The sequence below is a fragment of the Pantoea sp. 22096 genome, from assembly GCF_052045955.1.
GTDB lineage: Bacteria > Pseudomonadota > Gammaproteobacteria > Enterobacterales > Enterobacteriaceae > Pantoea > Pantoea alfalfae.
In genome coordinates this window covers 355,905-382,344 of record NZ_JBQEPW010000002.1, presented here as the reverse complement: position 1 = coordinate 382,344, position 26,440 = coordinate 355,905, and the positions used below count along the sequence as shown (strand labels likewise).

General features: G+C 52.0%; 25 protein-coding genes and 2 pseudogenes. 16 read left to right on the top strand and 11 right to left on the bottom strand.

The genetic code is table 11. From position 1 onward, the window contains the following. Positions 1 to 23: 23 nt before the first annotated feature. Complete coding sequence (locus ACTJKZ_RS12020; protein ID WP_285088588.1) at positions 24 to 1,073, top strand: NAD(P)-dependent alcohol dehydrogenase; 1,050 nt, start codon at positions 24 to 26, stop codon at positions 1,071 to 1,073. A gap of 215 nt (positions 1,074 to 1,288) precedes the next feature. Here ACTJKZ_RS12020 and ACTJKZ_RS12015 read toward each other — a convergent pair whose 3' ends face one another. The 3 genes from ACTJKZ_RS12015 to ACTJKZ_RS12005 form a co-directional block, all read right to left on the bottom strand. Further along, the gene (locus ACTJKZ_RS12015; RefSeq protein WP_222925772.1) at positions 1,289 to 1,975 is read right to left on the bottom strand and encodes a RipA family octameric membrane protein; all 687 of its coding nucleotides are present in this window, start codon (positions 1,973 to 1,975) and stop codon (positions 1,289 to 1,291) included. 93 nt (positions 1,976 to 2,068) lie between these two features. Beyond that, positions 2,069 to 2,311, bottom strand: coding sequence for a hypothetical protein (locus tag ACTJKZ_RS12010; RefSeq protein ID WP_161736704.1), 243 nt, complete (start codon positions 2,309 to 2,311; stop codon positions 2,069 to 2,071). Between the two features lie 2 nt (positions 2,312 to 2,313). Further along, on the bottom strand, positions 2,314 to 2,538 hold the full coding sequence (locus tag ACTJKZ_RS12005; protein WP_161736703.1) for a hypothetical protein: 225 nt from the start codon (positions 2,536 to 2,538) through the stop codon (positions 2,314 to 2,316). A 220-nt stretch (positions 2,539 to 2,758) separates the two neighbouring features. Here ACTJKZ_RS12005 and ACTJKZ_RS12000 point away from each other — a divergent pair, with 220 nt between their 5' ends. Continuing rightward, positions 2,759 to 3,067: a hypothetical protein gene (locus ACTJKZ_RS12000; protein ID WP_161736702.1), complete on the top strand. Its 309-nt coding sequence runs from the start codon at positions 2,759 to 2,761 to the stop codon at positions 3,065 to 3,067. 177 nt (positions 3,068 to 3,244) lie between these two features. Beyond that, positions 3,245 to 4,339 carry a sensor domain-containing diguanylate cyclase gene (locus tag ACTJKZ_RS11995; RefSeq protein ID WP_161736701.1) on the top strand — a complete coding sequence of 365 codons (1,095 nt, stop codon included), beginning with the start codon at positions 3,245 to 3,247 and terminating at the stop codon, positions 4,337 to 4,339. A gap of 36 nt (positions 4,340 to 4,375) precedes the next feature. Here ACTJKZ_RS11995 and map read toward each other — a convergent pair whose 3' ends face one another. Then, positions 4,376 to 5,161 (bottom strand): type I methionyl aminopeptidase, encoded by a 786-nt coding sequence (gene map, locus ACTJKZ_RS11990; protein WP_440829633.1) that lies wholly within the window; start codon positions 5,159 to 5,161, stop codon positions 4,376 to 4,378. Next, positions 5,158 to 5,403, bottom strand: a complete 246-nt coding sequence (locus ACTJKZ_RS11985; protein WP_161736699.1) for a ParD-like family protein — start codon at positions 5,401 to 5,403, stop codon at positions 5,158 to 5,160. The genes map and ACTJKZ_RS11985 overlap by 4 nt, the downstream gene beginning before the upstream one ends. A 325-nt stretch (positions 5,404 to 5,728) precedes the next feature. Here ACTJKZ_RS11985 and ACTJKZ_RS11980 point away from each other — a divergent pair, with 325 nt between their 5' ends. Next, positions 5,729 to 6,148, top strand: a complete 420-nt coding sequence (locus ACTJKZ_RS11980) for a cell envelope integrity TolA C-terminal domain-containing protein (RefSeq protein WP_237566769.1) — start codon at positions 5,729 to 5,731, stop codon at positions 6,146 to 6,148. 157 nt (positions 6,149 to 6,305) lie between these two features. Here ACTJKZ_RS11980 and ACTJKZ_RS11975 read toward each other — a convergent pair whose 3' ends face one another. Then, on the bottom strand, positions 6,306 to 6,551 hold the full coding sequence (locus tag ACTJKZ_RS11975; RefSeq protein ID WP_440829632.1) for a hypothetical protein: 246 nt from the start codon (positions 6,549 to 6,551) through the stop codon (positions 6,306 to 6,308). Between the two features lie 343 nt (positions 6,552 to 6,894). Between ACTJKZ_RS11975 and ACTJKZ_RS11970 the strand changes: the two genes are divergently transcribed. Then, positions 6,895 to 7,575 carry an SOS response-associated peptidase family protein gene (locus ACTJKZ_RS11970; protein WP_161736697.1) on the top strand — a complete coding sequence of 227 codons (681 nt, stop codon included), beginning with the start codon at positions 6,895 to 6,897 and terminating at the stop codon, positions 7,573 to 7,575. 79 nt (positions 7,576 to 7,654) lie between these two features. Here ACTJKZ_RS11970 and ACTJKZ_RS11965 read toward each other — a convergent pair whose 3' ends face one another. Next, positions 7,655 to 8,818 (bottom strand): EAL domain-containing protein, encoded by a 1,164-nt coding sequence (locus ACTJKZ_RS11965; RefSeq protein WP_222925775.1) that lies wholly within the window; start codon positions 8,816 to 8,818, stop codon positions 7,655 to 7,657. A 529-nt stretch (positions 8,819 to 9,347) separates the two neighbouring features. Between ACTJKZ_RS11965 and ACTJKZ_RS11960 the strand changes: the two are divergent. From ACTJKZ_RS11960 to ACTJKZ_RS11945, 4 genes and pseudogenes are all read left to right on the top strand, one after another. Continuing rightward, positions 9,348 to 10,316, top strand: a pseudogene (locus ACTJKZ_RS11960) (D-2-hydroxyacid dehydrogenase family protein). 388 nt (positions 10,317 to 10,704) lie between these two features. Further along, on the top strand, positions 10,705 to 12,276 hold the full coding sequence (locus ACTJKZ_RS11955) for a methyl-accepting chemotaxis protein (protein WP_440829684.1): 1,572 nt from the start codon (positions 10,705 to 10,707) through the stop codon (positions 12,274 to 12,276). Positions 12,277 to 12,691: 415 nt separating this feature from the next. Next, positions 12,692 to 13,240 carry a GNAT family N-acetyltransferase gene (locus ACTJKZ_RS11950; protein ID WP_161736483.1) on the top strand — a complete coding sequence of 183 codons (549 nt, stop codon included), beginning with the start codon at positions 12,692 to 12,694 and terminating at the stop codon, positions 13,238 to 13,240. 118 nt (positions 13,241 to 13,358) lie between these two features. Further along, entirely contained in the window at positions 13,359 to 14,783 is a 1,425-nt protein-coding gene (locus ACTJKZ_RS11945) for an alpha,alpha-trehalose-phosphate synthase (UDP-forming) (RefSeq protein WP_440829631.1), read from the top strand. A gap of 266 nt (positions 14,784 to 15,049) precedes the next feature. On the opposite strand, the gene ACTJKZ_RS11940 is transcribed toward ACTJKZ_RS11945, so the two are convergent. Then, positions 15,050 to 16,186: an MFS transporter gene (locus ACTJKZ_RS11940; RefSeq protein WP_440829683.1), complete on the bottom strand. Its 1,137-nt coding sequence runs from the start codon at positions 16,184 to 16,186 to the stop codon at positions 15,050 to 15,052. A 242-nt stretch (positions 16,187 to 16,428) separates the two neighbouring features. Here ACTJKZ_RS11940 and ACTJKZ_RS11935 point away from each other — a divergent pair, with 242 nt between their 5' ends. Then, positions 16,429 to 17,049: a TetR/AcrR family transcriptional regulator gene (locus tag ACTJKZ_RS11935; RefSeq protein WP_440829630.1), complete on the top strand. Its 621-nt coding sequence runs from the start codon at positions 16,429 to 16,431 to the stop codon at positions 17,047 to 17,049. A 336-nt stretch (positions 17,050 to 17,385) separates the two neighbouring features. On the opposite strand, the gene ACTJKZ_RS11930 is transcribed toward ACTJKZ_RS11935, so the two are convergent. Further along, complete coding sequence (locus tag ACTJKZ_RS11930; protein WP_371876257.1) at positions 17,386 to 19,347, bottom strand: sigma-54-dependent Fis family transcriptional regulator; 1,962 nt, start codon at positions 19,345 to 19,347, stop codon at positions 17,386 to 17,388. 185 nt (positions 19,348 to 19,532) lie between these two features. On the opposite strand from ACTJKZ_RS11930, the gene ACTJKZ_RS11925 reads away from it, so the two are divergent. The 4 genes from ACTJKZ_RS11925 to ACTJKZ_RS11910 all read left to right on the top strand — a co-directional run bounded on the left by ACTJKZ_RS11925 (position 19,533) and on the right by ACTJKZ_RS11910 (position 23,797). Further along, positions 19,533 to 20,981: a sugar porter family MFS transporter gene (locus ACTJKZ_RS11925; RefSeq protein WP_440829629.1), complete on the top strand. Its 1,449-nt coding sequence runs from the start codon at positions 19,533 to 19,535 to the stop codon at positions 20,979 to 20,981. A 12-nt stretch (positions 20,982 to 20,993) separates the two neighbouring features. Further along, entirely contained in the window at positions 20,994 to 22,007 is a 1,014-nt protein-coding gene (locus tag ACTJKZ_RS11920) for a Gfo/Idh/MocA family oxidoreductase (RefSeq protein ID WP_161736489.1), read from the top strand. Then, positions 22,007 to 22,786: a TIM barrel protein gene (locus tag ACTJKZ_RS11915; RefSeq protein ID WP_253418100.1), complete on the top strand. Its 780-nt coding sequence runs from the start codon at positions 22,007 to 22,009 to the stop codon at positions 22,784 to 22,786. The genes ACTJKZ_RS11920 and ACTJKZ_RS11915 overlap by 1 nt, the downstream gene beginning before the upstream one ends. 87 nt (positions 22,787 to 22,873) lie before the next feature. Then, positions 22,874 to 23,797, top strand: a complete 924-nt coding sequence (locus ACTJKZ_RS11910) for a substrate-binding domain-containing protein (RefSeq protein ID WP_440829628.1) — start codon at positions 22,874 to 22,876, stop codon at positions 23,795 to 23,797. A gap of 319 nt (positions 23,798 to 24,116) precedes the next feature. On the opposite strand, the gene ACTJKZ_RS11905 is transcribed toward ACTJKZ_RS11910, so the two are convergent. Continuing rightward, positions 24,117 to 24,464 carry a hypothetical protein gene (locus ACTJKZ_RS11905; RefSeq protein WP_161736492.1) on the bottom strand — a complete coding sequence of 116 codons (348 nt, stop codon included), beginning with the start codon at positions 24,462 to 24,464 and terminating at the stop codon, positions 24,117 to 24,119. 693 nt (positions 24,465 to 25,157) lie between these two features. Here ACTJKZ_RS11905 and cybB point away from each other — a divergent pair. Beyond that, positions 25,158 to 25,682 carry a cytochrome b561 gene (gene cybB, locus ACTJKZ_RS11900; protein WP_222925784.1) on the top strand — a complete coding sequence of 175 codons (525 nt, stop codon included), beginning with the start codon at positions 25,158 to 25,160 and terminating at the stop codon, positions 25,680 to 25,682. 124 nt (positions 25,683 to 25,806) lie between these two features. Continuing rightward, positions 25,807 to 26,118: pseudogene (locus tag ACTJKZ_RS11895) on the top strand (DUF3147 family protein). Positions 26,119 to 26,211: 93 nt separating this feature from the next. On the opposite strand, the gene ACTJKZ_RS11890 reads toward ACTJKZ_RS11895, so the two are convergent. Beyond that, complete coding sequence (locus ACTJKZ_RS11890; RefSeq protein WP_013196355.1) at positions 26,212 to 26,415, bottom strand: hypothetical protein; 204 nt, start codon at positions 26,413 to 26,415, stop codon at positions 26,212 to 26,214. Positions 26,416 to 26,440: the final 25 nt, after the last annotated feature.

The window sequence follows — 26,440 nt, the reverse complement described above, 5'->3', positions numbered from 1 at the left end:
CATCAGGTAAGAAGAGGCAACAGATGAAAATTAACGCGCTGGTCGCTACTCAGGCAGATCAACCGCTCCGGACAGGTGAGGTTGAGTTACGCGATCTGCAGGCTGATGATGTAAAAATTGAGATTCTCTACTGCGGCGTCTGCCACTCTGACCTGCATATGGCGCGCAATGAATGGGGCGTCAGCCGTTATCCGCTGGTGCCCGGTCACGAGATTGTGGGTCGTGTGGTAGCAATAGGTGACAACGTCACTAAATTCTCTGTTGGAGAGACGGTTGGCGTTGGCGTGATGGTCGATTCCTGCCGGACGTGTCACTTTTGCCAGCAGCATGAAGAGCAGTACTGTGAGACGGGTTTCACGCCGACCTACAACGGCACCGATAAATATACCGGCAACACGACGTTTGGCGGCTATGCGCAGCACGTTATCGCCGACCAGCATTTTGTGGTCACAGTGCCGGATAATCTGGCGCTGAACGCGGTGGCTCCACTGCTGTGCGCTGGCGTGACCGTCTGGTCACCCTTACAGCACTTCAATGTTAAAGCAGGCGATCGTGTAGGGGTGGTCGGTCTGGGCGGACTGGGCCATATGGCGGTTAAGCTGGCCAGCGCGCTGGGTGCAGAAGTGACCCTGTTTACGACCTCTCCGGCGAAAGGGGCAGATGCGCGTCGGCTGGGTGCCAAAAACGTCGTGATCTCGCGAGACGCAGCCCAGATGGCAGGATGTCAGGCGTCGCTGGATATTATCCTCGACTGTGTTGCTGCCCCTCATGACCTCGATCCTTATCTCAGCACGCTGAAAACCAACGGTCAGCTGGTGCTGGTGGGGATACCCGATCAACCGCATCCGTCACCCAATGTCACGCCAATGGTGTTCCGCCGACTGAGTATTACGGGAACCTCGATCGGCAGCATTCAGGAGACGCAGCAGATGCTCGACTTCTGTGGCATACACAACATCACGGCTGACGTAGAGATGATCACCGGTGAAGAGGTGGAGTCTGCTTTTGAACGCATGCTGACCAGCGATGTGAAATATCGTTTCGTTATCGATATGCAGAAAACCCGCTGGTAACTCGCCTGGCCCGCCGTAAAAGCGGGTCATTTTCTTTCCAGCGGCAGAGGTGAACACGAAAAAAGTAAGTTTTATAGTTACAACATACTTTTAATTGTAAGCTTAACAGCGTGCCTGCATCAGCCCCGATACTCAGTTAGTCTGACAGCAAAAGCCGGGCAAAAAAATACCCGGCTCGATGACCGGGTATCTGCATTGCTACCTGACGCTGTCAGCTAATCCTGCTTTTTATCCGCGTTACTCTTTTCGGGTTCATCCTGCTCAACTACATGAATAAACGGCTTGAGCAGCTGGATATCCAGAATGACATAAACCATCGTGCTGATGAAAAGCGAAATCACACTGCCAAAAACGCCGCTGGTGGTAAACGTCAGATAGTTATAAATCACCAGCCAGGTCACACAGATAAACAGTGCGAGCGAAATTGAAAGACTGGACACAGAGTAATTGCTGGTGCCGCCACCCTGAGTATGCGTTGCTTTAAACAGGTTACCGATGGCGTACTTCTCCAGCACCAGAATACTTTTTTCCCAGTTACGCTGCTTCCGCGCGCTGGCGCGAGTGAGGAAGAGATAAAGAATGGAGATGAAGAAGCCCGAGAAGGCGATGAGCACCGGAATGGCTTCCAGCGCATATTCGATACTCTTATGCGCAGCGCCTCTGGTGCTAAGATCCAGCGTCAGCGAGGCACCCAGCGCAGCATATAAAAAGAGAAACAACAGCAGAAAAGTCAGGCTGCGCTTCCAGTCGCTGTCTGCCTCTGCATTCTTCTGCTGGATGGCCAGCTGAAGCGATTGCTGAATGTGTTGTGCCTCAAGTGAGTCTGTATCAAAGGTATCGCAGGGTGCAGCAAAGAAGTTGTGCATAAACAGCTCATCTTCTTTGTGAATAGTGATTTTCATCAGAAACCTGTGTACGGGAAATTTTCTCTATTCTAATCAGCACAGCATGAATTAACAGTAACTTCGCCCGTAAACCTGCAGCCCCATGCTGACTCAGCGGGATATCAGACCCAGAAGAGAGCTGAACAGCGAATCCGTTGCAAAGTTCTGCGCAGCGTTACCCTCATCGTGACGCAACTGCTGATAGCGCAAAAGCGCCGCATCAGCGTTATCAGCATTGACCACGTCCCATACTTCTTTATAGCCTTCCGCTACTAACCGGTCCTGCTGATCCTGGCTGACATGATTCACGGCCCTGACTGTCTGGTTTTTCTGGAACAGACGGTAAGCTGGCATGCTTATTTCTCCGCAGGGTTGTCCAGCGCTTTAAACTGCTTAATCGCGTCATTGATATTATTCGTTTCAACGGTCGCGATACAGCGATCGCCATTGAAAACTTCATAGCGGGCATTATGCAGTTGAAACAATAAATCCCTGCCACGAAAATGTATACGTTTCTGCTTAACGCCAATCCCATGCCGCCGTAATAACGCCTGTGACAGACGATCGGTCTCTTTAATCATTCCTTCAGCTCCTCGGCAGTACGTGGTCACTACCAGTAAACCTGATGAACATTAGTTTTATATTAAGAGACAACCTTATTTTTAACAGGGCTAAGGCGCGCCTTTCAGAGAAATTACCTGATAGCAGGGACGTGAGGGAATATGAGCCTGCCATTTGCTGCGTTAATGGGGCCTGGATGCGGTACACTTGAGCGGACAATTTGCCACAGGACACGCCGCTATGAGCGATAAGAAGATGATTTCCATTGATCAGTTCAATGCTGATGAACGTCTGGCCGTCGAACAAACCTATAAAGGGCTGGCTGAAAAGTACCGTCAGCGAACCGGTAAAGAACCGGATAGTAAAAAAGAGAAAGAATTCAACAGCGAAGCCCGGCAGATGGTGATGACCAGCAAGCTGGAAAAGGAGAGAGCAAAGGCAGAAAAGGAGAAGAAAAAACCGGTTCGCAAAAAGAAACCTGAGTCACTCACCGCCAGTGAAGTCAGTGATTTCAGCTGGTCTGCCTCGATTGTCAAAGGCCGCAGATAGTCTGCTACCGCGCGCAACAAGTCGCGCGGCATTTTTCCGCCACAACTTCGCTCCAAAGAAATATCATTTCGATCTGGTAATTTAACAGACAGGCAATAAGAACATTCTGTAAAAAGGTTTATCTTATTTAACTTAATGCCGATAAAATGCCTTACCTGTCGCTGCTTCAGTTCACCTATGAATTATTACACTCCTGATGATGTTCAACTGAAGCACCGCTCGATGCGATTTGTGCGTCGTATGTTCATGATGCGCCAGCTCGGCACCGTTCTCTGTTTTTTGCCTATTCTGTCTGTTCTGATGGAGATGGGAAAAAGCACGGCACTTTGTGCTCTTCTGTGTACCAATGCCTTTATCTGGCCGTATATCGCTTACAGAATGGCGTTACGATCACGCGACTCTACCGGCTTTGAGCGTAAGAATCTGACACTGGATGCCGCTTTTGGCGGCGTCTGGGTTGCTGCGATGGCCCTGAGTCCATTGCCCTCAATTATTATCATGGCGGTGCTGATCTCCGATCGTTACTCGGCAGGCGGCTGGGTTCAACTGAAATCTGCGCTGCAGGCCTTTCTGTTTGCCTTTGTGCTGGTCTGGTCAGCGGAAAAGGCTCCGCTGGTGCTGACGTTCAGTACCCGAACCGTCTGGCTGACACTGCCGCTGGCCAGCCTGTATCTGCTGGCACTCAGCGTGGTGTCATATAATCTGACGCTGAGTCTGCGCCAGAAGAACCGCGAGCTGGAACGCATTGCGCTAATGGATCCGGGCCTGAAAATCCCTAATCGTCGGCTGTTTGAGCGCCGGCTTGAAAGTGAGTTTTTGCGCACGCAGCGAGGCGAGGGCAAAGCCTGGTTAATGCTGCTGGATGTCGACCACTTCAAACAGGTTAATGATACCTATGGGCATGAAGCGGGTGACTTTCTGCTGACAGAGATTTCGGCACTGCTGCGTGACAGCGTCGGCCTGAAAGATGTGCCCGCCCGCTTTGGCGGTGATGAGTTGTGTGTGATCGTACGGGATGCGGATGAAACCAGCATCCTGCTGCTGGCAGAGCAGATCAGGCAGGGGATTGCCCTGTTGCGGCTGCCAGCGTCATCCACATTTCAGTGTTCGGTGAGTATTGGGATTGCAGCAGCACATGATGCGGCATCGATTCATGAGTGGCTGAGATGTGCTGATGAGGTGCTTTATCAGGTTAAGCGCGCCGGCCGCAACAATGTGAAGATATGGCATTCAGACTCGCTGAACATACTCAGTGCAGTCAGGAGCAAATGAAGAAGTCAGCCTGGGACGCGTCCTCAGGCTGAGTGATCAAATTGTCGGGTAGTCGCCAGTACCTTCAGGCCACGGCGTCAGCAGATCGAAACCCTCTTCAGTGACGGCGATGGTATGTTCCCACTGCGCCGAGAGCGAGCGATCCCTGGTAACGACCGTCCAGCCATCTGACAGCACGCTGGTTCCGGCTTTACCGGCATTAATCATCGGTTCAATGGTAAAGATCATTCCTGCCTTCAGTGGCAGCCCTTCGCCTGGCGTGCCGTAATGCAGCACCTGTGGATCAGTGTGATAAATCTCACCCACGCCGTGACCGCAATATTCTCGCACTACAGAGAAACCGGCAGCTTCTGCAACACGCTGGATTGCCGCACCTACATCACCCAGTGTCGCGCCTGGACGGACCGTTTTGATCCCCGCAACCATCGATTGATAGGTAATCTCTACCAGACGTTTTGCACGTACTGACGGCGTGCCGACAAAATACATCCGGCTGGTATCGCCATACCAGCCATCTTTAATAACCGCCACATCGATATTAACGATATCGCCATTCTTAAGCTTTTTGCTCGCTGGTATACCGTGGCACACCACGTGATTGACCGACGTGCAGGTCGTTCGGGTATAGCCGTGGTAGCCGATGTTCGCGGGTGTCACCTTCAGTTCATTCACAATGAAGTCGTGACAGATAGCATCCAGCTCTTCGGTGGTAATGCCGGGTCGAACGTGCGGTGTAATCATCGCCAGTACCTGAGCCGCAGCCTGTCCGGCTGCCCGCGCCATCTCAATCTCTGCGGCGGTATGAATTTTAACGGTGTTCATAACACGTCTCCTTGTGTGGTGAGGCGCTCTTTTTGGAGCATAGTGCGGATATCAGCGCCGCCGTCCAGTTCAAGCCGGACCAGCATCTGTGCCAGCTGGTGTTGGGTCTGCTGAGGATAGAGTTCAGCCAGCATACCGAGTTTGAGCCAGTGTTCTGCCTGTGCATTGATCGAACGGCTCATCGCCTGACTGGCGATGCGCAAATTTTCATGCATCAGGTCGGAGATCTTTACGATACCCATATGAGCCTTATATGAAACGTATATGTTTCGTATATAGTAACGCTAACGCAGTGGTTTGAAAAGAGTGGAAGATTCTCGCTCGCAGGAAATGTGGTACAACGTTTTTAACTACGACCGCTTATTTGATTTTAGGATAGAAAAATTTACTGTTTATACAGAGATGCGTTTGATTGGGTAACCGCAGTGCAGGCGCTCGACAAACTTTGTCTTTTCTTGAAGGTTCGCAGATGACTGATTAGATGAAATCAGCATTTTTATCAGCCGGTTGTGGATATAAAGTCTTTAGCCTTGATGGGACAAAATTTGATCAAACAACAGGGATGTAATGATGAAAAAAATAATTGCGTTGACTGCGGTATTAGCAGTTTCCGGATGCCACATGAGTACAAATCACATCCGACAGCAGGGAATCAAGACTCCAGATGCGTCAGAGATTAAAAGTCAGTGCGAAGCTCAGACACCACAGCATATTCAGGAGCGTGAAACGCAGCTCTGGCTCTGCCAGGCTGTAACAGCCATACAATATCGTTTTTTTGATGCAGATTCTTATCGCGGTAAAACATGTGATGTAAGGATCAGGCAGCCGGCAGGCGAGCCTCCGGTAAGCATCGACGTTCAGGCCGGAGATCCCGCTCTGTGTACGGCTGCTATTGAATCAATTAAACAAGCTGTAGAGGCTCAGACTTTTCCAATGAGACTCGCCTTTCTGAAAGACGAATTTCCGATACATTTCGCCCCGCAGTAAGCCTATACGACTATCGAAAGCGTTGAATATCAGATCGATATGCAGTAAGCCGTCGGCCAGCCAGAACTGATGCTATCACTATGTCGATCTCTGAAGTACTGCGATCAGATGCGGACCCGTAAAACGTGAGGTGCAGAGGTTTACCGCGATGCAGTTATCATTTGTCGCCAGTAGAATCTAAACCCTTCTTCCTTAACACTCGCCATTCATCCCAGCATTTTTCAGGGTTGATATCAAAATATCCGCGGCATTCTGCCATTGTAAAAGCAATATCGCTTGCCACTTCGATACAGGTGGCGCTATCCCTGACACTGATGACTTCCTCTTCTGTAAGCGGGCTTCCTTTCTCATTCTCTTTTTTTAATAAGAGTGGAATGAGAGCAGGTATATAAACGAGGCTCATTTGTTATTTTCCTGATGGTTAAATATCACGCTGTGACTAAGAGCTGAAATCACACAGCGCTTTAATGATGTGCTGTACAGTGCAGTCGCCGGGTAACATCGATTCAGCGCCCTTCTTCTGTCGGCAGGGTCAGCAATCAATAATTATGTCCGGGGCAGAGAGGCAAGTTTGCTTAACCTGGCTTGCCATCAGAAAAGGTGAACACGGATCCGCTCAGGTTATTCCGTTCTCTGCATTCCCTTTACTATATTCTCGACAGCTGGCGCGATATCTTCAGCCAGAAAGTTGATATTTTGATCATGACTTAATCAACACCGGTCTATCCTTATGCCAGGAGGTACCTATGTGTGGACGGTTTGCGCAGTACAGTAGCAGAGACGATTACTTTGACTCTCTGGGACTGAAGCCCGATGAAATCATTTATGATCCGGAACCTATAGGGCGTTTCAATGTTGCGCCAGGCACCAACGTGCTGCTGCTCAATGAGCGGGATGATGAACTTCACCTGGACCCGGTTTACTGGGGCTACGATCCTGAGTGGTGGAATAAGCAGCCGCTAATCAATGCCCGGAGTGAAACAGCCCCAACCGGCCGTATGTTTAAGCCGTTATGGGAGCAGGGACGAGCCATTGTACCTGCCGATGGCTGGTACGAGTGGAAGCGTGAGGGTGACAGGAAACAGCCATATTTTATCCACCACAAAGCGAAGGAACCGCTGTTTTTCGCCGCGATCGGCAGGGCGCCTTACGGTAAAGACCATGGACATGAGGGATTTGTTATCGTCACAGCGGCGAGCAACAAAGGCATGGTCGATATTCATGACCGCCGTCCACTGGTTTTACGGGCGGACGCGGTACGCGAATGGCTCGGTGCTGAAACCACACCCGGTCGGGCACAGGACATTGCACATGAGGCCGCCTTACCCGAGCAGGATTTCACCTGGCACCCTGTTTCAGCCAAAGTCGGTAATATCCATAATCAGGGCGAGATGCTTATTGAAGAGATAAATCCTGAAGGCACATGAAGCGCAGGTGAGATAGGCACACCGCAATCTGCCATGTTGATCGTTAATGAGTGTCATCACGCTGAAAAAAACGTTCAGCTTAATGGCGCTTGCGGTCACTCATTTTCACACCAAATACACAAAAGCCCAGTAAATCCTTGGCCTCATCTTCCACCCGGGTCACCATGACCAGATCGGACGAACCGTCAGGCAGCACAACCTCATAAGGGGGATAGGGAAGTCCTTTCAATCGGAATTCCTGCAGCCAGAGTAGTTTTTCAGCCTGAGACGGAATAACTTCATAAATATATTTATGGATAAGATCCTGCGGAGCCCAGCCGACCCGTTCGGCAAACGTGTCACTTGCATCAACGATCACCAGTTCCGGATTAAGAAAACAAATAGACGTGCCGGGAATCGCATACATGGATGAAATCTGATGCGCTCGCTGATCGAGGGAAAGGCGCGCAACCCGCCGCAGCGATCCTTTATCTGGTACTGCATTAAGCATCCGGCAGCTTTCCGCTCCTGAGACAGGTTTCCCGAACAAATAGCCCTGCGCATAGAGGCAACCTATACCCCGGAGCATTTCAGCCTGTTCTTCGGTTTCAACGCCCTCCGCGATCACATCCATATCAAGGCTTCGGCCCAGACCGGCGACGCTGGAAATGATTTTGCGGCTGTCTTTTTTGTGCAGCATGGAGCGAATAAAACTGCTGTCAATTTTAAGCGTGTTAACCGGTAACTGAATCAGCCAGGCGAGGCTGGAATAGCCTGTTCCAAAATCATCCATTGCAATCTTACAACCCATACGTGACAGGGCTTCAATCTCTGTCCGGGCGGTATTGATATCATTTAACAGGGCTGTTTCAGTTATCTCAATCTTCAACCTTGCAAGATCGAGCTGAAATTCACTGGCTGTATTCCTTATAATTTCAGTAAGATACCTGCCATCAAGCTGCGAAGGAGAAACATTCATCGATATAAACTGCTGTTCTGGCCATGTGGCAGCAACTTTGAAACCCTGTGCCATAAGGCTGAGCATCAGCTCGTCGAGCAGACCACTTCGCTCCATAGCCGGAATGAAGTCTGAAGGAGGCGTAACAATACCCTCCGGGGATATGTGCCGCGCGAGCATCTCAAACCCCATTACGCGCAAATCTTCCAGAGAAACTATCGGCTGAAAAAACGGGCGAAACTCGCCCAGCTTAATACGCTGTTGCAAACGTTCGCGCGTTTCATCATTTTCTACACCAGGTTTCATTTCATTCCCGTAAATACATAATTTTCAGCCTGTTAACGAAAATTTTTCTGCAATTCAGGCTTTATAAACTCAGCGAACTCTGTCGACAATCGCATACTGGTTTAATCTTTTTTTCAGCATAATCATTAAGATAAACAGCTTCATATGACGGCTTATCTCAATACTGGCTTACTGTTTAATTGGGCAATATTTTATTACATTTGCTGTGTGTTCATATCTTATGCTGGTGAGTAAGACTACTAATTCACTATCGTTATCGGCTTCGACTTACTTTTCATTATATCGTAATAGCACGACACCGACGTGGGTATTAACCCACATTAAAAATGGTCGCTTAGCTCAGAGCAGATGAATAAGGATAGGTGGGGGAAGTTACCTGTAATGTTCGTGGTCATAAAAGGATAAATAACGATACAGGCTGACAATGAATATTAGCAAAGGTAATGAGTCCCAAAGTTGTAAAACTGATAAAGCTTTTAATCATTAACGTTTAAATGTGTGCACAGCTGTCAAATAATGAGGTTTCTTAATGACCATTCATATCGTCATCCCAGATGATTATCAGTTTGCCACTCAAAAACTGGATTTTCTACATAGTGATAACAGCTTTCATTGCGCTGCTCTGGGCAATGTCAGCATGGACCCGATGGCAGAGAAATAGCTGTTATCGGCTGAAGCATTGATACTTATCCGCGAAAGGACGGTTATTGACGAAGCCTTTCTGCGACGCACGCCACCTCTTAAATTGATCAGTCAGACGGGTAAGCTGACGAGAAATGTCGATAGTGATGCCTGCACGCGAGCGGGTGTTGCCATTGTGGAAGGGAGTGGCTCACCGGTTGCGCCTGCTGAGCTAACCTGGTTGTTAATCATGGCTTCCCGCCGAAAATTTGTCTCGTCGGTGAATGCAATAGCCGAAGGGCACTGGCAGACAGAAATCGGATCTGCGATTCACAATCAGGTCATCGGCATTCTGGGCTATGGAAAAATTGGTAAACGGCTTGCGTCTTATGCTGCCGTTTTTGGGATGCAGGTGCAGGTGCAGGTGCAGGTATGGGGAAGTTCGCGTGCGCAGGAAGAGGCACGAGCAGACGGATGGACCGTTCCCGAAAGTCGGGAGCAATTTTTCGCCACGCGCGATGTGTTAACCGTGCACCAGCGGCTGGTGGCTGCGACGCAAGGCAACATCACGCCAGCCGATCTCGCGCTGATGAAAACTGATGCGTTATTCGTCAATACCAGCCGGGCTGAACTGGTTCATGACGGCGCGTTGCACAATGCCCTGACACAGGGGCGGCCTGGATTTGCGGCGTTGGATGTTTACGAAGAGGAACCGCTTTACAACACCCGGCATCCTTACCTGCAGATGCCCAATGTACTGTGTACGCGGCACCTGGGATATGTAGAAAAGGCCAGCTATGCGCTCTATTTCAGAACGGCATTTGATAATGTTGTGCGTTATTTTAGCGGTGACAGGTCGCATGTGATTAATTTCTGACTCCTTTGCGAAACTTCAGGGTGTGACTTTTTGAAAAAAATTGCCAGTTCAGGGCCAGATAATTAAGCAAGTAACAGAATCAAATGCACAACGCACCAGAGCGCCATTCTCGCGCTTTCCATACACCTTTTGGGCAAAAACTGCATAATTTACTTCGTAAAAAGAGGTGAAAGATCTTTCACATCTCTGGCGCTCAGTCTTACTAAAACTCACTCTCTTATGGCATCCCTCTTCTATTAATAGTCTCTTCCCCAGAAATTATTGCGCCTCGCATGCTTCCTTACTGCAATTTTCATGCTCGCTGCCGATAAAGACGGGAGGGACCAGCGAGCCACAGGTGCGGAACGTCGGTAATAACTTTATAAATCAGACGTCGGAGTGTTCAGCGATGAGCAACAAAAAAACAAAATTAAGCGTTATGCTCACCGCAGCATTTCTCACTGTCATCTTAGCGGGCGTTTTTGTAACAGGTTTTGCCGGGTTTAAACTTAATACCGCCAGCGAACAGCAGGCGTTGACCCGCGCGCGCCTTGGCGATCTTCAGGCACTTCAAACGCTAAAAGATAACCTGACTCAGCAGGCGCTTCTTTTAGTCTCTGGGGCTGCAGGCACTCAGCCCCAGACAGAAGAAAAACTTAAAACGCAGTTTTTTGTCTTACAGACCACGAATGACAATACCACTGCGCATTTCCGGCAGCTGATCAACGGTGCTAAAAGCATTCCTGGAATTAATCTTGCTGAAGTTGAAGAGGCTTCCACGCAACTCAATAAAATTGAAGTAGCATCAGGTCCGCTTCGTCAGGCTGAGCAGAATGTGTTTACGCCAGATGCTATTGCGTTCCGGGATAAGCTTCGGAGCGAACTGATTCCTGCGCTTACTCAATATCGTATCGCAGTGGACGGCATGGTGAATTATCAGGCGCGGGTTACAGGTAAAACGGCGGAAACCTCAACGCAGGCGCTCTCGGGTGTTTATGTAACGCTGGCGTTTCTGACGACCCTGTTTGTCATTTTGGGGTTTGTGATGAGTGGCCTGATTACCCGCTGGCTCAAGGTTCAACTGGGTGGCGAACCTTCTCATGCGCAGGGCCTGGCCGCCGCGATTGCTGCAGGGGATCTGACAACGACGGTGACACTTCGTCAGGGGGATACCGTCAGCATGATGGCGTCCCTGGATAGCATGCAAAATAATCTGCGCAAGTTGGTCTCCCATATCAAAGACTCCTCCGCTTCGGTAGCCATGGCTGCTGATGAAATTTCCCAGGGCAATACCGAACTTTCCTCCCGTACAGAACAGCAGGCTGCCGCGTTACAGGAAACTGCCGCCAGTATCGAACAGCTCACCGTCACGGTAAAAAGCAATGCAGCGGGTGCGCAGCAGACTGCGGACTCTGCACGCGAAACCGCTACCCTGGCGCGGTCGGGCGAGCACGATATGCAGCGGATGTCAGAGACGATGAATGATATTTCCAAAAGCGCAGTGAAAGTCCGGGATATTACTGCCGTTATCGAAGGAATCGCCTTCCAGACCAATATTCTGGCGCTCAACGCTGCGGTAGAAGCCGCTCGTGCGGGCGAACAGGGGCGGGGTTTTGCCGTCGTTGCCGGTGAAGTCAGGACGCTTGCTCAGCGCAGCGCCACGGCTGCCAGAGATATCAAACATCTGATTGAAGAAGCCGTAGCACAGGTTGAAAGTGGTGTTGTTGTCGCAACCGGAACAGGCAAGAGCATCCTTGATATCAATGCTATGGTCGGAAAACTGGCCGACGCGATGGACAACATCTCACTTGCCTCAGCAGAGCAGATGCAGGGCATTTCTCAGGTCAGTATTGCGGTCAATGAGATGGATGGCGTCACGCAGAATAATGCTGCACTGGTTGAGGAATCCTCTTCGGCATCGCAGTCACTTTCAGCCCAGGCACATTCGTTACGTGAAGCAGTGAATGCCTTTCGTCTGTAAGCGTCATGGTTTGAGTGCACACTAATTAAAGCCCTCTGACCGAGGGCTTTTCTCCGTGAGCATATTCAGGGCCGCTCAGAGAACTAAGGATCACGGTTAAGTAGAGTTATGTTCCCCGACGCATTTCCGCCAGCAGCCATTGCCTGAAAGCCTTTAGCGCCTTTTGTTTATGCCCGTTTAAACAGGTTTCTCTGAACAATACTTTTGCTGAGAGAGGCAGATCCAGGCCAGTTCCCGGTTAGCTCACCACCATCCAGCGCTGACTTTCACGCCGTACTCGCCCGCTAATGCCATGGCGGCAGTTGTTTTGCAGCGTTTTTACACTTCACCAGCCTCTTTTTACGCCATTTTTACGGGCCTCCCGGTTTAATTGACGGCACCGGGCGCTTGTGCGCCTCTTATCGGAAAGCCGTGAATGAAATGCATTAATAAGCCCTGGTCCATACCGGGCTGCCGCGAGGCGGCATTAGCCGATCTTGCTGAGCAGCAGCGCCTTCGCCTCATTTCGCCCCGCAAGTGGTTCCGGGATGCTATTGAGGCCAGTACCGATCCGTCACTGCTGAACTATCGCCTGGTTGCGCAATGGCTGGGCACAACGATACCCGACAGCCGCGCGCTGATTCTGGCCCTCAACAACAGCCTGTGCTTCGGGCTTTATCGTAATGGCCGACAAATCGGTTTTGCCCGGGTTGTAACTGACATGGCTGAAACCTGGGTAATCCGGAATCTGTTTATCTCGCCGGAGTATCGCTTTGTCGGGCTTGGATCCTGGCTGCTGCACTGCTGTGTTTCTCATCCGGGCACCAGAGGCTGCCGCCGTATTATTGCAATGGGTGAACCCGTGCCGGATTTTTTTGAGCGTAACGGATTCATCGCCTTTCCCTCACTGCCTGGCGTCTGGGTGACGACTCTGCACGATGGGATTAATGATTCAATCTGCGCCAGAAGCGCCAGCAGGCATTAAGCGGACAGGGCGCGCACTCATGAGCGGTTTTCTCCAGTTTATCCTCCGACCTCAGCTTAACAGCCGCAGGCTGCCAGGCTTGATCGCCTGTCCACAGCCTTCAATCAGGGAACACACCATGTCAGGCCTTATCCTTGTTTCTCATAATCAATCGCAACGCTCGACGCTTACTGCAGTTTATGACGGGATACTCTCCCGGCTGGGCGGCCTATGGATTAGCTGGAATGGTGAAAGCACGGTTATCTCTCAGGATGCGTCAAGAGCCGATGTTGCGAAGCAGCACGATCGGTATGAAACCGTGACCTTCCCCTATACGCCGGGCGAGCTTAATGAGGGATACCATAATTACATTCATAAAGGGCTATGGCCTGTTTTCCACCAGCGTCCGGACATGGCCCGTTTTTCCACCAATGGTTTTCAGGAATATAAAAACATTAATAAAGCCTATGCGCGGGCCATCTGTGAAAATGCCACACCAGACGATGTTATCTGGATTCAGGATTATCACCTGCTGGGCTGTGCCCGCTACATCCGCGAAGAGGGCCTGCCCAATTCAGTCGGCATCTTTCTGCATCAGCCTTTCCCGGCTGGCAAAATGTTTGAAACCATACCCGAGTGGCGCTGGTTTACAGAGTCGCTGTTGTGTTGTGACCTGATTGGCTTTCAGACCGTGCAGGATATGAATAACTTCCTCGTCTGGCTGGAGAGCGAATTCCGGCTGGAATGGCTGGAAGCGCACAGCTTTCGCATTCATGGCCGGATCATCAACGTTGGTGTGTTCCCGGTCGGGATCGACCTCGACGATGTTGAGTCTCTGCGTGAGAGTAACAGCTGCGCCTATATGGAAATGCAGTGCCGCGAAAGTCTGCCCGAAAATAGCGTACTGAGCGGCGGCCATCTTGATGAGAGTTCAGGACTACCTTATCGAATCAGCACGCTTGAGGTGCTGCTGCGGAGGCATGATTGCTACCAGAAAAATATCACGCTGTTGCAGCTTGCGCCGCCAGCAGCCGGACACGCACATGATGCGTCACAACTCGGTCACGCTCTGGAAGCGCAATGTGGAGAACTCAATGGTGTGCATGGCACCATGAACTGGTATCCGGTGAACTATCTGACTCACGCTTACAGCCGGGAAGAGCAGGCCGGTATCTATCGGGCCTCACGCGTTGCGCTGGTTACGCCGCTCATGGCGGGCATGAGCCTGATGGCCAAAATGTACGTCGCGCTGCAGGACCCGAAAAATCCAGGGGTACTTATCCTGTCGCAGTTTGCCGGTGCCGCCGGGCAGATGGAAGGTGCCATCATCGTCAATCCTTATGATCCTGATGCCATGGCCAGTGCGGTCCATCGCGCCCTGCAGATGCCGTTACACGAACGGCGCTGTCAGCACGCCCGTCTGATGAAAGGCCTGCATATGCACAACAGCCATCACTGGGCTGCGTCATTTTTGCGGATGCTGAACAACGTGCCTGCTGACCCGGAAGCGTTGCCGCCGCCCGCGGCTTTTCCACGACTGAGTAGTAGCCGCGCGAGGTACTGAGTTGTCAGATTTCATAAAAACCAGCACTTCAGTAACCCGATCTTCGGACGTCAAAAAGTGAGCGTCACCGATGACAGCCAAAAGGTGATGTCCTTAGAACTTTTCCTGAAATAAAAGTGACCTGTTTTGTTAGTCCGTTTCAGGCAAGGTTCCTCATCGCAATGCGATGCAGGAACGCCATTTTGCTCAGCATCTTCAGGCGGACATCCGTGTCGCAGATTGCAAAGCAAATTAGAGAAATGTGTGGTTTCAGACAATTTACGCGGCTACGACTTCCCTGAACTGCCTCTGACGCCAGGCCTGAAGGCGTGCTTTTTCGCACGCCACGCGATGACAAACGCAACAGCCATAAAGGCCAGAAGCGCCCAGGGGAATGACTCAGCACCGGCATTATTGAGCAGCAGCCCGCCAACGACCCCGCCGCTGGCAATGGCCAGATTCCATGCGGTAGTCACCATCGCCTGAACGACATCGACATAATTGCCCGCCGAGTCGGCAGCGGCCGTCTGCATCTGAGTTGACGCGCCGCCAAACGACCATCCCCAGACGATGACGGCCAGAAAGACGAGAACCTGTTGCCGCATGCCTGCGGCGAGCACCACAGAGACAACCGCCAGGGCCGCAAGGCTGAGCAGAACCAGATTGCGCAGATAGCGATCTACCAGCATTCCGGTAATCCAGATGCCGATAAGTGCCGCAATGCCAAAAACCAGCAGGATAAGTCCGACGTTTGCAGCCAGTCCCGACAGCTGCAGGAACGGGCCAATAAAGGTGTAAAGAATGTTGTGTGCCGTCATCCACAGAAAGATAACCGCCAGAACGGGTGTGACGCCGGGCATCAGGAAAACGTTCCACACAGGGAGGCCACGGCCTGACTGCTGCCCCGGCAGATCAGGAACCACGATCCATGTCCAGATGAACAGAATCACGGCCAGGGCTGCCATGATCCCAAAGGGCACTCTCCATCCTATCAGGCTGCCCAGCCATGCGCCTGCCGGCGTACCTAGCGACAGAGCCACCGGTATGCCAACCATAGCAATAGCCAGTGCGCGACCCTGTAACGCAGCAGGAACGAGGCGGCGTGCATAGCCTGCCAGGATCCCCCATGCCAGTCCGGCTGCCACACCCGACATAAAACGGGCCGCCATCGTCAGCCAGTAACTGGACGAAAGGGTGGTAATGGTGTTGAAAATCAGAAAGGTGCCGACGGCAAGCAGCAGAACTTTTTTACGCCGCCATGCACCGGTCAGCACCGTTAACGGGATCGCCGCAAGCAGCGATCCCAGCGCATAAATACTGACCAGCTGGCCCGCCATCACCTGAGTAACACTCAGGCCTTCGCCGATTTCCGGAAGCAGACCTGCCGGTAGTGTCTCTGTCAGGATGGCAATAAAGCCCGTCATGGCAAAGGCCAGCAGGGAAGCCAGAGGCAGACCCCGCTGGGGGGTGGTTTCATGGAATTCTGAAGTGGTGTGCACGTGAGCCCCTTTTTAAATCGTTGATAGCGTGAAAACCCTTGTGGCAAAAAATTTTCTGATTAATGTATCGATTGGTATATATCTGAAGCTATAGGCCGGCCTGAGCCTTGTCAAGCACATATGTATCGATTAGTATTTAAATCTGACAGGTAAAAACAGGAGCGGATATGGCTCAGATGGGACGTCCACGGACATTTGATCGTGATGAGGCAATTCGTCAGGCGATGACCCTTTTCTGGCAGTATGGCTACGAGTCCACCTCGCTTGCCATGCTTAAGTCGAACCTCGGTAACGGTATTACCGCACCGAGTTTTTACGCTGCGTTTGGATCAAAAGAGGCGCTGTTTGAGGAGGTGGTTGAATGCTATGCGTCGACTTACGGCCAGGTTAACGCTTGCCTGTGGGATGACACGTTTGAGCCTCGCGAAGCTGTCGAACTGGCATTGCGCCGTTCGGCAAAAATGCAGACAGAACCGGGGCATCCCAGCGGCTGCCTGATTGCGCTGTCCGTGAATACCTGTTCACCCGCTAATGATCACATCCGTGAAATTCTGACTGTGCAGCGCGAACGGACAAGGGCGGGATTTTTGCGATGTGTCACGAGAGCGAAAGAGGCGGGACAGCTGGCTGCCAGTACAGACGTGCGGGCGCTGGCGGCAACGCTCCACAGTTTTGAACTCGGCCTGTCAACGGAAGCCCGGGATGGGGCAAGCGGTAAAGAACTGGATGCGGCGGTATCCGCCGTGATGAAAGTCTGGGATGCGAATATCTCTGATGCTAAGAATTGATGAGTAAGATCGTTTTTAGCACGCAGCACGCGTGTAAAAGGTGCAGCTATACAGATGCGTAAAGCCGTTTCCCCCATCGACTTGATCTCCACTTCATTCCGATTATTGGCTATCTCGATGACCTGATCATCGTGCCATCAGGCATCATGCTGGTGGTGCATCTCATTCCAGCCGAAGTCATGCATGAGCATCGGGAAAGCGCAGTGTCGGCCAGCAGAGGTCCTGTCAGTCGCATAACGGCGGGAGTATTTATCGTGATTTGGGTGATTTGCGGCATTTTGCTGGCCAGCAGCGGGTACGATTTTATGCCGCTAATCAGTCAGGCCATTGCAGAGATTAAGGCATGTTTTTTCTGAAAGCACGGTAATCGATTTCCCAGCCATTCAGCTTGTTGTATAACGCTGTTCGTGAAATGCCCAGCAACTGGGCCGACTGACGCAGATTCCCGTGTTGATCACTTACAACCTGTAAAATATGCATACGCTCAAGATTTTGCAGTGAGGATGGCATATCTTCGGACACATCACTGGGTAAATTCTCCTGCAGCGATTCCGGCAAATCGGATCGGGTAATTTCAAATCCTTCACTCAGGTTAACGACACGCTCAATGACATTTTCGAGTTCGCGCACATTTCCAGGCCAATCCCAGGATTGCAGACATGTCATTGCCTCGGGCGCGACCACCGGTGGAATACGCTTCAGACGCGTGCAGAGTGCCTGAATGAAAATGTTCACCAGTTCCGGAATGTCTTCACGACGATCGCGCAATGGTGGGATTTCCAGTGAAATCACATTCAGACGATAATAGAGATCGCGCCGGAACGCGTTTTTCTCTACGGCTTCAGGTAAGTTGCAGTGGGTTGCTACGATAATGCGCACATTAACTTTCACCGGCTGCGCAGCGCCAATACGCAGCACTTCGCTCTCCTGTAAAACACGCAATAAGCTGGTTTGCGCTTCAAGTGGCATCTCACCAATCTCATCCAAAAAAAGGGTTCCGCCGTCAGCCAGTTCAAATTTGCCCGGTGAACCGCCACGACGTGAACCGGTAAAGGCGCCATCGGCATAGCCAAACAGCTCGCTTTGCACCAGATCACGCGGGAGTGCGCCGCAGTTCAGAGCGATAAAGGCTTCCTGATGGCGTGGACTCGCATTATGAATGGCCTGAGCAAACAACTCTTTACCGGTGCCGCTTTCGCCGCTGAGCAGCACTGTGCTGTCGGTACGGCTGCTGACGCGTGCCTTATGGATCGCCTGCTGCAGGCGTGATGAGTGGCCGCGGATCATTTCAAACGTGTAACTGGCGTTCACACCCATTACACGTCGTGTAATCGCGCGGATACGCTGATTTTCACGCAGTGACAGCACGCGTCCGCCATCCGGAGCGGGCATTAACGATATCAGGCAGGAGAGGGGAGCGAGGCCTGCTGGCCTGAACTGCAGCTCAAGGTCATTACAGAAAGGCATGGTCAGCAGCGATCCGGCCTGCGGTCGCAGCAGTTCATCAATCGGAGTATCGCGTGGTTCCAGCCCGCTGAAAATCTGGCGCGCATAGCGGTTAAGCGTTTTGATGCGTCCCTGTTTATCACAGACAATAACGCCTTCATTCAGCGTCTCCAGAATGGACTGTTGTTCAGCCAGCAGGCGTCGTAACATCAGTTGCTGCCCGACAGCTTCCGCCGCCGCCTGAACCGTACCCAGCGTGTGGGCGTTAAAATTATCCGGCGTGGCGGTCAGGGTCAGCACACCAATCAACTCTCCATTTTCATTGCGGACCGGTGCCGCAGCGCACTGTCGGCGACGTTTGCGCAGATCAAACTTCCAGTTCTCACCGCTCAGCACGTACACCAGCCGCTGTTCAATGAGGCAGCGCGCGGTACAGTTAGTGCCCAATACCTCTTCACGCAGAATACTGCCGACCGGTGTCAGGTCGGCCCCGCAAAAATGGAGCGTTACCCCCTGTGCGTCGGTGAGGTTAATGTGCCCATCCGGATTATAGGCGAGCAAATTTTCCATGATGCTGCGCGCAACAAGAATCAGTTCTGCATTGTTTTCGAGAATTGCCGTCAGCTCACTGGCTGGCGGAGCGGTATAGATAAAGCAGTGCGGATCGATAGCGTACTGCTGCGAACGCTGCCAGGAATGCAGAATAGTTTGTCGCAGCGCAGGTGGCTGTTCGCCTTGAATGAAACGCTGCCAGCTCTGCCATAACAGCGCATCCCAGCCGTCAGCGTCTTCCCTGTCCGGCAGGCTGAAAATTGCTTCGCTCTCATCGCGTAATAACAGTTGCTGACTCACACGCCACCTCACGGGATCAAATGCCCATTTTATGGACATGTTAAGTTGACATGTAAATTTTGTTGCAAATTTGTGAGGTGGGGCTGTGGCAGCGCTCACAAAATTTCCCGGATTTCGGTTGGCATCACCTTTGCAACTGTGGATGCAGTTACCTGAACCAAACAAGCGAAGGGAAATAAGTTGTTATGTGCAAACATAATTTACGGCTGATTCTGTTTATCTGCGCCATTGCTTCACTCAGTGGCGTCATTCTGGGTTATGACGCTTCCGTTATCTCCGGCGTTATCGAGCCGCTGACAGAACATCTGTACTTAACCCCGTGGGAGAGTGGCTGGGCAGTATCGAATGTCATTACTGGCTGCATCGTTGGCGCATGGGGCGCGGGCTTCATTTCAGATCGTATTGGCCGCAAATCAACACTGATCCTCACCGCCATACTTTTTTTGCTCTTCGCAGTAGGTGCTGCGCTGGCGAGTTCTCTGACCGGGTTTGTTCTCTGGCGGCTGACAGGTGGGCTGGCAGTCGGGATGGCATCAGCGATTACGCCGCTTTATATCGCGGAGGTTTCACCGAAAGACTGGCGGGGCCGCATGCTCGGCCTGCAGCAGATGCTGATGGTCGGTGGACAGGTAACGGTCTATATCGTGAATTACCTGATTGCACGCGGTATGCCGCATCAGTGGATTGTCAGTGAAGGCTGGCGCTGGATGCTGGCCTCCGGCGTGGTGCCCTGTGCGCTATTCCTGCTGCTGGTGCCATTTATGCCGGAGTCGCCGCGCTGGCTGGCGCTGAACGGTAAAAAAGATCGCGACCTCGACGTGCTGACCCGTCTTTCAAATGCCCGGCACGCCGAGCGACTGTTACAGGAGATCCTGACGTCACATCAGCATGACAACGCCCGGGCCAGCCAGCCCGGCATTCTGCGGGATGCACGGGCACGCTATATCCTGCTGATTGGCTGTGCCATTGCCATTTTGCAGCAGATCTCCGGTATCAACATCCTGCTCTATTACGCGCCGTCACTCTTACAAAACATCACCGGCAGTACCCAGTCTTCCCTGTTTCACAGCATTTTCCCTGGACTTGCGCTGCTGGCTGGTGTGGCCGTTTGTCTGAGTACCATCGATCGTCTGGGCCGGACGCTGCTGCTGCGCTGGGGAGCACTGGGATGTGCGCTCTCTATGGTCTTCACCGCCTGGGCATTTATCGCCGATGCTGGAGGGATGTTGCCAGTGATGGGGCTATTAGCCTTTGTACTGATATTTGGCCTTTCCTGGAGCCTGGGTGCCTGGCTGCTGATCTCTGAAATCTTTCCTAATCGTATTCGTGCCGTGGCGATGGGCTTTGCGTTTGCCTCAATGTACGTCGCGAATTTTATCGTTACCCAAAGCTTCCCGATGATGAACCGCAGCCGGGTGCTGACGGAACACTTTCATGGTGGCTTCCCGCTGATGCTGTGTGCGGTGGGATGTCTTATCGCGTTCTGGTTTGTCCGCCGCTTTTTACCGGAAACCCGGGGCGTTTCACTTGAGCATATTGAGCCGCTGATGCTCTCCAAATCCCGTCGTTTCGCCGCTGATGCGCAACGATCTCATCAACACCCGTCCTCGCCCGCCTGGGCTAAAGCGAAATAATAAGGAGTTTTTATGAACCATCAAACAGTGCGTGTGGGTTTAATTGGCGCAGGCCGCATGGGCAGTTTTCATGCCGAAAATCTGGCCTGGCGCGTGCCTGGCGCCACCCTGGCAGCCGTGGCCGATCCGTTTCCTGGCGCGGCGGAAAAGCTCGCCAGCCGACTTGGGGTCAGCAAAGCGTACAGCGATCTGCATGCGCTGCTGCAGGATGATGAAATTGACGCTATCGCGATTGCGGCTCCTGCCCGGACACATGCAGAGTGGGTGATTGCGGCGGCTAATGCCGGCAAACATGTGTTCTGTGAAAAGCCAATGGCAGTGACGCTGGAGGAGGCCGATCGCGCTATCGCGGCGGCAAAACAGGCCGGCGTGGTGTTACAGGTAGGCTTTAATCGCCGCTTTGATTCCGGCTTTGCTGCGGCGATTGCGGCGGTGAAAAACGGCGAGAATGGTACGACGCAGCTCAGCCGATCGGTAACCCGTGACCCGGGCCTGAACGATCCCGCCCCGATTCCGCAGTGGACAATTTTCCTTGAAACCCTCATTCACGATTTTGACACCCTGCTGCACTTCAATCACGGCGCGAAGCCGGTTGAAGTCTATGCGCTGGCCGATGCACTGGTGCGGCCAGACTTTAAAGATAAAGGCCTGCTGGATACCTCGGTTGTCACTATTCGCTTCGACAACGGCGCCATCGCGATTGCTGAGGCAAACTTTCAGGCGGTGTACGGCTACGACGTGCGTGGCGAGGTTTTTGGCAGCAAAGGCATGCTTCAGGCGGGCCACATCAATGCCAATCACTGCGTGCGTTATACCGCCAGCGGAATTTCGGTCGATACGTCAAGACTGGATTCAGATCTGCTGCGCGAAGCGTACGTGGCAGAAATGAGTGAGTTTGCTCACTGTATCCGCAGCGGTGAAACGCCCCGCGCCACCGGCGAAGACGCGCGAAACGCGCTGGAAATCGCGCTGGCCTGTATCGAATCTGTGCAGCGCAACCTGCCGGTTAAGCTGGGAGCTCGCTGATGGCCGTTTATCAACTTTCCGTATGCGCTGAAATGGTATTTCTGGAACTGCCGTTTGTTGAGCGCGTAAAACGCATTCACGAACTGGGTTTTGGCGTCGAAATCTGGGGATGGGCCAGCAAGGATATCGATGCGCTGGTCGCGACCGGTGCGCGCTTTACCTCTATGACCGGTTATCTGAGCGGTAATCTGACGGATGAGACGGAAATCCAGCAACTGCTGCAAAGCGCTGAAGCGTCGCTGGCCGTAGCTGCACGTCTCGGCTGTCCGGTACTGAATCTGCATGGCACCGGGCTTGACGATCGCGGTCTGCCGGTAAAACCCGTGACAACGGTAACCGGCGCAATGTGGCTGAAGGCCGCCGATACGCTGCGGCAGGTTGCGCTTCTTGGCGAACGAGCCGGACGGGTTTTCACACTCGAGAACCTTAACCTGCCGGTCGATCATCCAGGCACACCCTTTGCCCTGGCGTCTGAGACGCTGGCGCTGGTCGAGGCGGTCAATAGCCCGGCGCTGAAGATGAATCTGGATCTCTACCATGCGCAAATTGGCGAAGGCAATCTGATTGAACTGCTGCGGCGCTGCGGTTCCGCCATCGGAGAAATTCAGGTTGCCGATGTACCTGGCCGCCAGCAGCCGGGCACCGGGGAGATCAATTACCGTGCTATCGCCCGGACGCTGCAGGAGATGGGTTACAGCGGCACAGTGGCTATGGAGGGCTGGGCCAGTGGCGATAGTACAGCGGCTATCCAGCAGTTCCGCGATCACTTTACGTTGTAAGCGCAGTGCGTCGGATATCTGCCTGTTGCCCGACGCAAAATAAAGTTAATGAAAACAATAACAACCTCAACCCTACAGGAACACACTATGAACATCAGAAACCTCCTTCTTTGCCTATGCGTCCTGCTGTTTAGTGTCAGTGGCAACGCCAAAACCCTTACCGTTGGCGTCGCACTGGCTAACTTCGACCTTAACTTTGTCTCTATACTTCGTAGCCGCATGCAACAGGAGCTGAAAGCCAGCCAGCTCAACAGCCAGTTTGTCGATGCCAAAGGTGATGTCGCGCTGCAGGTGCAGCAGGTAGATGACTTTATCAACCAGGGCGTAGACGCCATTATTCTTAATCCGGTCGATACCCAGGGCGTCTTGCCGATGATTAATGCGGCAAAAAAGGCCGGTATTCCGCTGGTTTTTGTGAACCGAAAACCGGAAGTGAAATTGCCCGAAAACATGGCGTATGTCGGCTCTGATTCGGCGCTGGGCGGCGAAATGCAGATGGAAGCACTGGCAAAAAAAATGAACTACAAAGGCAATGTGGCCATTCTTATGGGGGCGCTGTCGAATGAAGAGGCTCGGGAACGTACCCGCGCGGTAGAAGCCGTTATCAGCAAATATAAGAACATGAAAGTCATTGAGAAGCAGACGGCGAAATGGCAGCGCAATGAAGCGGTAGATGTCGTGTCAGGCTGGCTGCTGAATCAGCGTCCGATTGATGCCATCGCCGCAAATAACGATGAGATGGCAATCGGTGCCATCATGGCGTTAAACCAGGCGAAGAATGAAAAAATTCTCGTGGCCGGTATCGACGGAACACCGGACGGTCAGCAGTTCATTAAAAACGGCAAGATGGCGCTGACTATTTTTCAGGATGCCAGAGGACAGGCCACAGGTGCGGTCCAGGTGACCAAAGCGCTGCTGGATAAGAAGAAAGTTGAGACGCTTAACTGGGTGCCTTATCAGCTTATTACACCCGAAAATTACCTGACGTTTTCTGCTGAGCATGCCGGGTAGTTTTTCATCCAACGTAGCTGTACACCTTTGGTGCTGACGAGAACTTAATCACTCTTTATAACCAAAATCATGATGCGCGCGAGTTCAGAACGCTTTCAGTAAAATGGGGGAAAACGGATTGTAATAAGCGCGCATATAGTCTTTGTTTGCGGTTCCCGTATTTATTTGCACTTATTTATCTCTGATAGCATTGCTGATCAGATTTGGTCCTCTATGAATATTTCCCACAGTGCTTCAACAGCCCAGGACATTCTTGCCGCGTGTCTGAACAGCCTGAGCTCCAGGGGAACTCAACGCGCGCGCTCCTTATTAGCCTGATTTACAATCCCACCAGCGTAATATGTTTTTTCAGTGTCAGCGCTTTATATAACGCGTTCGCCAGGCTGCCTGACGCTATTTCAGGGTGAGCACCGTCTGAATCGGTCCAGAATGATTTAATACGCAGTAGGGTATTAATGCTGGTGACGCGCTCCATCTCAAGCACAGCCAGCACAGGGTAGCGCATTTCGCCAAGTTGCTCTGTTGTATCTGCCTCGATCACCGCGGCGCGGGACGCCTGACTATCAAAGATAACGTGGCATCGTGCGCCGTTCAGGTTGAGTATGTCGATAACTTCGTAAAGGCACTCAACAGCCTCTGCACTGTAGGTTGCGGGTACGTTAAACATAGCAAATCCCTCTGACGCAAAATGTCGTGAGCAGCCAGCATAGGCGAACTCTAATGAGAGGAGAAGTTACTGTTTTTGCATGAGAAATGTAGAGTTCTAAGGTTACGGTAACGCGCGTTATTTTTACTCTTATTTACGCTGGTACTAAAGTTAAGCGAGGCGCAAGCGGGTCATGGCGGCAGGGCGCGGATTTGACTTAAAGAAACATTCGCACAGGGCGGGCTAATCGTTCCAGTGCGGAGTGTATTTATGGCGGCACGCAGCGCGTCAGCTGCATGCTTTCGCCATTTTACAGGATGAACATCAGGTTAAGTTTAAGATTTATCGCTGTGTTAAATCATAAACTTCTTATACCCACAGCGCTGAATGTTAAAGGCGTAATGAACTAAAAAGCCTGATTAGCCTTAGGGATTAACGGGATATTCATACGCATGAAATTGCTCAGTGGGCCTGCAGGACAAGAGGAAATCGAATGCTGAGCGCCGCAGGCAATATGTCAGCGGCAGGCACTCTTAACCACAGGCTATCTCTGTGGCACGTAGCTGATCCTGCGTTGCGTTTGAGGCAGATTGGTCCTTATCAGCCTGTATCATTAAGCCGTGTGGCCTGTCATAACGCGCCAGTAATCGCTTAATAAACATCTAATAAATAACTGGTATAGTGACGCAAAAAAATAGTGACGGAAGTTTATCTATGCTGAAGAAATACCGGGGTTCGCAAATTCTTTTCCACTGGCTGACGGTTTTACTGATTATCGTCGCCTATGCCACCATCGAACTGCGCTGGATGGCAGAGAAGGGAACCTGGCAGCGAAATGCAGTGATGATCACCCACTTTTCCGCAGGCTTCTGTGTCATGATCCTGATGATAGCCCGCCTCTGGCTGCGTACCCGTGCTGTAACGCCGCCGATTACGCCGCCCGTGGCACGCTGGCAGATCGGTCTTTCACATCTGGTGCACACACTGATTTATGCGCTGTTTGTGGTCTTACCGATTCTCGGGCTGAGCTCGCGTTACCTGCGTGGCAAAGAGTGGGCCCTGTTTGGGATCAATATGCCTGTGGCGACATCGCCCGATCCTGCCACGGCCAGTATGCTGATTGGCTGGCACGAGACTCTTGCCCCGCTGGGATACTGGTTAATCGGTCTGCATGCGCTGGCGGCGCTGTTCCATCACTATTTTCTGAAAGATGACACGCTGCGCAGGATGATGCCGTAACTGCGTCTGCTGACATCCCGGAGCGGGACGATTGTAAACGGTCCGGCACTCAGGTGTCGGATGAACAGGAATATTGAGAACAATCAGGCTCTGGCTGATATCGAAATATGCTATCACGGCTTTTATGGTCGTGCTGATTTCAGAAGCGGCTAAACGTAGCGATCGCCTGGGCGGCTTACTTGCGGCCTGACCTCTGGTTACCGTGCTAATGCTTATCTGGATGAAGGTAGAAGGACAGACCCAGGCAAAAATTAGTGCTCATGCCTGGTACACCTTCTGGTATGTGGTGCCGATACTGCCCATGTTTATTCTGTTCCCTTTTCTCTATCAGCGCACCGGCTTCTGGCTGACGCTGCTCATCTCCTGCGCTATCACTCTCCTGCTTTTCGCACTCTGGGCTTTGCTTCTGAAACGCTGTGGTATCGTGCTGATGTAGCGCTAAAGCCGCTAAGGTAAGCAAGTCGTCCTTATTCCATGCAAGCAGGCTAAAAACCGCCTCAGAGGGCGGTTAATAGCGTCTTACCGTGCGCTAAGCGGGCCGGACTCTGGCCTTTGTTGGATGCCCGTCACGCCCGTCATCATGGGTGTGGTCCGGGTCAGGCTCAATGATAACAATATAATCTTTGCCAACCCCGTCGCGCGTTAACGTCACTAAATCGCCGGCAACAGGTTTGGAATCAAAATCATGTTCCTCTTCGACGCCAGTATCTTCAAATATCACACCGAATTTCATATTTCCGTCCTCTTTATGATGAGTC